Annotated in this window: 1 tRNA gene; it reads left to right on the top strand. The window is 55.2% G+C overall.

Annotated elements, in window-relative coordinates:
- The first annotated feature begins 183 nt into the window (after window positions 1–183).
- A tRNA-Ala gene (locus OGV80_RS00020) sits at window positions 184–259 on the top strand.
- The last annotated feature ends 9 nt before the right edge of the window (window positions 260–268 follow it).

Raw genomic sequence — 268 nt, 5'->3', positions numbered from 1 at the left:
GCTTGTAGCTCAGGTGGTTAGAGCGCACCCCTGATAAGGGTGAGGTCGGTGGTTCAAGTCCACTCAGGCCTACCAAATTCGCCTCCGTGCTGTGTTACGGCGATGCTCGCATACTTCAGTATGCTTCGCATCACCGCGCCTTGCCCGGAAACGAATTAGGGTACAGAGATAAGTATTTACGATGGGGTTATAGCTCAGCTGGGAGAGCGCCTGCCTTGCACGCAGGAGGTCTGCGGTTCGATCCCGCATAGCTCCACCATCCTTTACT

Origin of the sequence: Citrobacter sp. Ce119 (assembly GCF_030334525.1) — a bacterium.
Classification (GTDB): Bacteria; Pseudomonadota; Gammaproteobacteria; order Enterobacterales; family Enterobacteriaceae; genus Citrobacter; species Citrobacter europaeus.
Note: the sequence above shows the minus strand (reverse complement) of the source record. Positions and strands in the feature narration are given on the sequence as shown.